5 protein-coding genes are annotated in these 7,014 nt (G+C 71.3%); 2 read left to right on the forward strand and 3 right to left on the reverse strand.

Annotated features, from left to right (window positions below; genetic code table 11):
- Positions 1-176: 176 nt before the first annotated feature.
- A complete protein-coding gene (locus tag Q0S71_RS13290) occupies positions 177-797 on the reverse strand; it encodes a phospholipid-binding protein MlaC (protein ID WP_295996222.1) in 621 nt (206 codons plus the stop codon).
- Between the two features lie 116 nt (positions 798-913).
- On the opposite strand from Q0S71_RS13290, the gene Q0S71_RS13295 reads away from it, so the two are divergent.
- Both Q0S71_RS13295 and Q0S71_RS13300 read left to right on the forward strand, forming a co-directional pair.
- On the forward strand, positions 914-3,673 hold the full coding sequence (locus Q0S71_RS13295) for an MMPL family transporter (protein WP_295996224.1): 2,760 nt from the start codon (positions 914-916) through the stop codon (positions 3,671-3,673).
- Positions 3,670-4,434: a VacJ family lipoprotein gene (locus tag Q0S71_RS13300; RefSeq protein WP_295996226.1), complete on the forward strand. Its 765-nt coding sequence runs from the start codon at positions 3,670-3,672 to the stop codon at positions 4,432-4,434. Before Q0S71_RS13295 ends, Q0S71_RS13300 begins: the two co-directional genes overlap by 4 nt.
- On the opposite strand, the gene Q0S71_RS13305 is transcribed toward Q0S71_RS13300, so the two are convergent.
- A complete protein-coding gene (locus tag Q0S71_RS13305; RefSeq protein ID WP_295996229.1) occupies positions 4,431-5,126 on the reverse strand; it encodes a phosphorylase in 696 nt (231 codons plus the stop codon). The genes Q0S71_RS13300 and Q0S71_RS13305 overlap by 4 nt on opposite strands.
- On the reverse strand, positions 5,123-7,012 hold the full coding sequence (gene shc, locus Q0S71_RS13310; RefSeq protein ID WP_295996234.1) for a squalene--hopene cyclase: 1,890 nt from the start codon (positions 7,010-7,012) through the stop codon (positions 5,123-5,125). The genes Q0S71_RS13305 and shc overlap by 4 nt, the downstream gene beginning before the upstream one ends.
- Positions 7,013-7,014 lie beyond the last annotated feature (2 nt).

A 7,014-nucleotide genomic window follows, 5' to 3' on the forward strand; every position in this document is an offset into this window, starting at 1 on the left:
CTGTCGTGGCAGTGGATGGAATGGCGCCGCTGGCGCCGCGACGGCCAGCGCAGCGCGGAGCCGGTCGACACGGTGGAACACGTATCATGAGCGGGACCATGCCGATGTGGATGCCGGTGCCGGCGCTGATCCCGGCGCCGCCGATGCCGCGATCGAACCGGGTATCCGCGTGCGTCTCAGCGCGGCGCCGACTTGGCGTTGTGGCGCGCCAGATAATCGAGCAGGCCGGGCACGCCGCCCTGCGCCAGCACGTCGGCGAACTGGCGCCGGTAGATTTCGATCAGCCACGCGCCCATCATGTTGATGTCATAGATTTTCCAGCCGCTCGGCGTGCGTTGCAGCCGGTAGTCGATCTGCGTGTCCTCGCCGTTGCTGAGCACATGCGACGCCACCACCACATCGGACGCGTTCGAGCCCTGCCGCGCCGGATCGAAGCGGAACTTGACGTTCTGCTCGCGCAGCTGCGTCAGCGACAGCGCGTAGCTGCGCACCAGCATGATCTGGAATTGTTCGAACAACTGCCTGCGCTGTTCCGGCGTGGCGTCGCGCCACGCCGCGCCGACCGCCAGCCGGGTCGTGTGCTCGAAATCGGTGTAGGGCAAAAACTGGCGCTGGACCACGTCGGTGATCTTGCCCAGATCGCCGCCACGGGTGTCGGGATCGGTCTGCACCGTGGTCAGCACATGCTCGACGGCGTTTTGCACCAGCTGGGCCGGCGCCGCGTTTTGCGCCTGCGCGGTGCCGACGACGGCCGCCGCGACAATCGAAATCAGGGTATGGTAAGCGACTCTATTCATCTTGGAGACGATCTATCGATGGTTGAAATATGCCAGCGCCGCGATGCCATGCCGCCGGCCCAGTATAGCCCAGCGCCGCGCCGCGCGCCGCACCTTGCCGTCGCGACCGGGCGCCCATGCTGACCGCGTTGCTGGTCCGCCTCGTCCACTTCGCCACGCGCCGCGCCTGGTCCGTGATCGCCGCCGCGCTGCTGCTGAGCGCCGCCAGCGCCGCCTACGTCACCGCGCACTTCGCCATCGACACCGACATCGACCACCTGCTCGACTCGACCGCGCCGTGGGCCATGCGCGACGCCGCCATCGGCGCCGCCTTCCCGCAACGCCGGCAGCTGATCCTCGCCGTGCTGCAAGCGCCGACCCGCGAACAAGCCGACGCCGCCGCCGATGCGCTGGCCGGCGCGCTGCGCCGCCAGCCGCAGACCTTCCGCACCGTCGACCAGCCGGGCGGCGGCGATTTCTTCGCCCGCGCCGGCCTGCTGTTCCTGCCGCGCGCCGCGCTGGCCCAGCTGGCCACGCAATTGCAGCAGGCGCGGCCGCTCATCAACACCCTGGCCCACGATCCCACGCTGCGCGGCCTGGCCGACGCGCTGGCGACGATACTGGGCCTGCCGCTGCAATCGGGCCAGGTCACGCTCGACGACCTGGCGCCCGTGCTGAACCGCAGCGCCGCCGTGCTGGAACTGGTCCAGGCCGGCAAACCGGCCGCGCTGTCGTGGAGCGCCTGGGCCGCCGACGCCACGCATGCCGACGCCACTCAAATGACACGGGGCGCCGGCAGCTTCGTCACCGTCAGCCCCGTGCTCGACTACGGCAACCTCGAAGCGGGCGCCGGCGCCTCGGCCGCGATCCGCGCCACCGCCGTCCGGCTCGGCCTGCAACAGCGCTACGGCGCCACCGTGCGCCTGACCGGCGAACAGCCGCTGGCCGACGAGGAATTCGCCTCCGTCGCCCAGGGCGCGGCGCTGAACGGCGCGCTGACGCTGCTGCTGTTCCTGCTGATCCTGTGGCTGGCCCTGCGCGACGTGCGGCTGATCGCGGCCGTGCTGCTCAACCTGTTCGCCGGCCTCATCATCACTGCCGCCCTCGGCCTGGCCATGGTCCACGCGCTCAACATGATTTCGGTCGCCTTCGCCGTGCTGTTCGTCGGCCTGGGCGGCGACTTCGGCATCCAGTTCGGCGTGCGCTACCGCGCCGAACGCCACGCCCACGACAACCTGCCCGACGCGCTGCTGCGCACGGCCCGCGCCGCCGGCCTGCCGCTGGCGCTGGCCGCCGCAGCCACCGCCGTCGCCTTCTTCAGCTTTTTGCCGACCGACTATCGCGGCGTCGCCGAGCTGGGCCAGATCGCCGGGGTCGGCATGGTCGTCGCGTTCGCCACCACGCTAACGCTGCTGCCGGCGCTGATCCGCGTGCTGCGTCCCGGCGCCGAAGCGCAGGCGCAGGCGCCGGCGATGCGCTGGCTGGCGCCGGCCGACCATTTTTTCGAGCGCCACCGGCAAGGCGTGCTGCTGCTCAGCTGCATCGCCATCGTCGCCGCCGCGCCGCTGCTGCCGCACCTGCGCTTCGACTTCGACCCACTACACCTGAAAGATCCGCGCTCCGAATCGATGGCCACGCTGCGCGCGCTGGCCGACTCGCCGCAGGCCGGCACCGACGACGTTAGCGTGCTGGCGCCGACGCCGGCGGCCGCACGTACCATCGTGGCGCGGCTGGCGGCGCTGCCCGAAGTGGCGCGCGTCGTGACGCTGCAAATCTTCATCCCGGACGACCAGCCGGCCAAGCTGGCGATCATCGCCGCGATGGCGTCGAGCCTGGGGCCGGCGCTGAACCAGACGCCGTCCGGCCCCGCCAGCGACGCGCTGCGGGTGGCGGCCTTGCAGCGCCTGGCCGACCAACTTGAACTGGCCGCCGAAGACCATCCCGGTCGCGGCGCCGGTCCCGCGTCGGCCAACCGGCTGGCGAAGACGCTGCGTCGACTGGCCGCGCCCACGCTCGACAGCGCCGGTACTAATTCCGGTGCCGGTGCAGCCGCTGGAGCTGGAGCTAATGCGAGAGCCGGTGCTGGTGCAGGTACAGCTGCCGGTGCGGCGCTGCGCGACCGCGCCGAACAGGCGCTGGCCCAGCCGCTGCAACTGACGCTGGCCCAGCTGCGGCGCGGCCTGCAAGCGCAGCCCGTTGACCAACACAGCCTGCCGCCCGCGCTGCTGCGCGACTGGCTCACGCCCGACGGCCGCGCGCTCGTCAGCATCAGCCCGCGCCTGCCGCCGACCGACAGCGCCAACCGTCCCGTGGCGCTGCAACGTTTTCTCGACGCCGTGCTGCGTGCCGAGCCGACGGCGGCCGGCGGCCCGATTTCCGTGCGCGGCTCGGCCGACACCATCATGCGCGCCTTCGCCCAGGCCGGCGGCTGGGCCGTGCTGGCCATCACGGCGCTGCTGTGGATCACGCTGCGCCGCTTCGCCGACGTGCTGCGCACGCTGGTGCCGCTGCTGGTGTCGACCGTCGTCACGCTGGAACTGTGCGTCGCCTTCGGCCTGCCGCTCAACTTCGCCAACGTCATCGCGCTGCCGCTGCTGCTCGGCGTCGGCGTCGCCTTCAAGATTTACTACGTGATGGCGTGGCGCGCCGGCCAGACCCATTTGCTGCAATCGAGTTTGACGCACGCCGTGCTCTACAGCGCCGCCACCACCGCCGCCGCGTTCGGCAGCCTGAGCCTGTCGCACCATCCCGGCACCGCCAGCATGGGCCAGCTGCTGGCCCTGGCGCTGGCGTGCACGCTGGTCGGCGCCGTCTTTTTCCAGCCCATACTGCTCGGCCGGCCCCGCCAAGAGGCCACCCCCGCCGACTCCACCGACTCCACCGACGGACTTTCATGATCCCGATTTCCCTACGCCGCGCGCAAATCGTGCTGGCAGCCGCCCTGCTCGCCGGCTGCGCCACCGGCCCCGGCGCCAGCCGCAACGACCCCATCGAACCGTTCAACCGCGTCGTCTTCGGCGCCAACGACGCGCTCGACCGCTACGTGGCCGTGCCGGTCGCCAAGGGCTATCGCGCCGTCACGCCCGGCTTCGCGCGCACCGGCGTCAGCAACTTCTTTGCCAACCTGGGCGACGTCGGCAACACCATCAACAATCTGCTGCAAGGTAAGCTGCACGATGGCGCGGAAAGCCTGAGCCGGCTGGTGGTCAACACCATCTTCGGCATCGGCGGCCTGTTCGACGTCGCCACGCCGACCGGCCTGGACAAGCACTCCCAGGACTTCGGCCTGACGCTGGGCACCTGGGGCTTGGCGTCCGGCCCGTATCTGGTGCTGCCGCTGTTCGGCCCCAGCTCCATCCGCGACGGCGTCGGCCAGGTCGCCGACATCCAGCTCGACCCGATCCGCTACACCGACCCGGCCGTGCGCGACCCGCTCTACGTCGCCAGCGTCATCAACACGCGCGCCAATCTGCTGGGCGCCACCGACCTGCTCGACGCCGCCGCGCTCGACCGCTACACCTTCGTGCGCGACGCCTATTTGCAGCAGCGCCGCTACCGCATCGACCAGAACCGGGGCACCACCACGCTGCCCGATTATGAGGACAGCGACGACGCCGCGCCGCCCGGCGTCAAGGCACCGGAGCGCGGCGGCCGTTAGCGCAAGGCGTAAGCCGGCCCCACGCTGGCGCGCACCGCGCGCAGGGCGGCACGGGCCGCACCGGCGTCGCGCGCCAGGCCCAGCAGCGGGAAGATCTGGCCCGGCTGCCCGATCAGCACGCGCAGCAAGGCGCCGATGTCGGTGCGGCCATCGTCGCCGAAGCCCGCCAGGGCCGCCGACGGCAGCTCGCGCGCGGCCGGATCGAGCACCACGCGGCAGGCGCTGAACGGCACCCGCGCCGCCAGCGCCAGCCGCGCGGCGATGTGCGATTCCATGTCGACCGCCAGCGCGCCACTGTCGTGGTGCAAACGCCGCTTGTCGTCCACGCCGGCGGCCGGCTGATCGCTGGCGGCCAGCGGGCCCGACACGGCGCGCGGCACGGCGGCGCGCAGCGCGGCGGACCATGCCGCATCGGTGTCGTAACGGTGGGATAAATGGACGACGCGTTCGGCGACGATCACCGCGCCGGGCCGCAGCGCCGGATCGAGACCACCCGCCACGCCGAAGCTGATGACGCCGGCGCAGGGCCGTCGCAAACGCTCGGCCAGGCGGCGTTCCAGCGCATCACCGGGTCCGCGGCTGTACACTTCCACGCCCGGCCCGGCCGCGATTCTTACTTCAAAACTCATGCCGGTGACGACGATGATGGTCCCGCCGTCGGCCGGCGCATCGGTCCGGCCGCGTCCAGTCACATGCCCCACGCCGTCGCGCTCTCGCCTTCCTGTTGCAGATTGCAGTAGCGGGCCAGCGCCCACAGCGGGAAGTAGTGGGCGTAGCCGTGATAGCGCAGATAAAACACGCGCGGGAAGCCGACGGCCGTGAAATGGTCTTCGTCCCAGTTGCCGTCCGGCCGCTGGGTGCGCACCAGGTAGTCGATGCCGCGCGCCACCGCCGCGTGGTCGCCGGCGCCGGCGGCCATCAGGCCCAGCAGCGCCCACGCCGTTTGCGACGGCGTGCTCGGCGCGTAGCGGTGGCCCTGGTAGTCGAGGCTGTAGCTGTCGCCGTCCTCGCCCCAGCCGCCGTCGTCGTTCTGGATGCTCGTCAGCCATTCGACGCCCCGCCGCAGCGCCGCGTGCGTGGCCGGCAGGCCGGCCGCGTGCAAGGCGCACAGCGCGCTCCAGGTGCCGTAGATGTAGTTGGTGCCCCAGCGCCCGAACCAGCTGCCGTTCGCCTCCTGCTCGTCGAGGATGTAGCGCAGCGCCGCCTGCGCCACCGCGCCGCCGGCGCCGCTTTCGAGCTGGGCCAGCATCGACAGGCAGCGCGCCGACACGTCCACCGTCGGCGGGTCGAGCAGCGCGCCGTGGTCGGCGAAGGGGATGTGGTTCAAATGAAAATGCGTGTTTTCCGGCTCGAACGCGCCCCAGCCGCCGTTGGCGCTCTGCATGCCGACCACCCATTCGGCGGCGCGGCCGATGCGCTCGTATTCCGGCAAGGCGGCGTCGGCCACCGGTCCGGCCGCGCGGTGCAGGGCCATGACGACGACGGCGGTGTCGTCGACGTCCGGATAGTGCGGATTTTCATACTGGAAGGCCCAGCCGCCGGGGCGCAGATTGGGCCGCCGCACGGCCCAGTCGCCGTGCACGTCCAGCACTTGCAGCGGCCTCAGCCAGGCCAGCCCGCGCGCCGCCGCTTCCGACGCCCGCGAGCCGCCCGCCTCCAGCAGCGCGTGGCAGGCCAACGCCGTGTCCCACACCGGCGACAGGCAGGGCTGGCAATAGGCTTCGTGTTCGCGCACCACCAGCAGGCGGTCGATGGCCTCGCGCGCCTGCTTCATGGCCGGATCGCTGCGCGCCACGCCGAGCGCGTCGAACATCATGACGGCGTTGACCATGGCCGGAAAGATGGCACCCAGGCCGTGGTCGCCGTTCAGGCGCTCGCGCACGAACTGCTCGGCGCGCGCGATGGCGCTCTGGCGCAAGCGGCGCGGCACCACGCGCTCGCCCACGCGCAGCGCGGCGTCGAAGCCGGAGAACAGGCCGAACCACAGCCAGCGCTGGTGCGCCGCCTTGCGCGGCAGCCGTCCGGTGCGCCCGCCCTGGAGGAACAGTTCGTCGATGACGACGCCGCGCGGATTGCGCGCCGTCGGCCGCAGGCTGTTGAGCACCAGCAGCGGCACCAGCACCGTGCGCGACCAGTACGACAATTTGGACACGTGGAAGGGGAACCAGACCGGCAGCAACATCAATTCGGCCGGCATCATCGGCACCGCGCGCCACGACATCACCCCGAACAGCGCCAGCAGCGTGCGCGTGAAGACGTTGCAGGCCTCGGCCCCGCCCTGGGCCAGGATGGAGGCGCGGGCCCGCTGCATGTGCTCGGCGTCCGGCGCGTCGCCCAGCATCTTGAGCGCGAAGTAAGCCTTGACGCTGGCGCTGATGTCGGGCTCGCCGTGGCTGAACAGCGGCCAGCTGCCGTCGGTTTTTTGGATGCGGCGCAGATAGCGTCCTATCTTCGCCTCCAGCGGCGCATCCGGGGTCTCGCCCAGGTAGTGGACCAGCAACACATATTCGGCCGAGATGGTGGCGTCGGCCTCCAGCTCGAACACCCAGTGGCCGTCGGCGCGCTGATGGTCGAGCAGCG

Origin of the sequence: Rugamonas sp. (assembly GCF_025354735.1) — a bacterium.
Lineage (GTDB): Bacteria > Pseudomonadota > Gammaproteobacteria > Burkholderiales > Burkholderiaceae_D > Rugamonas.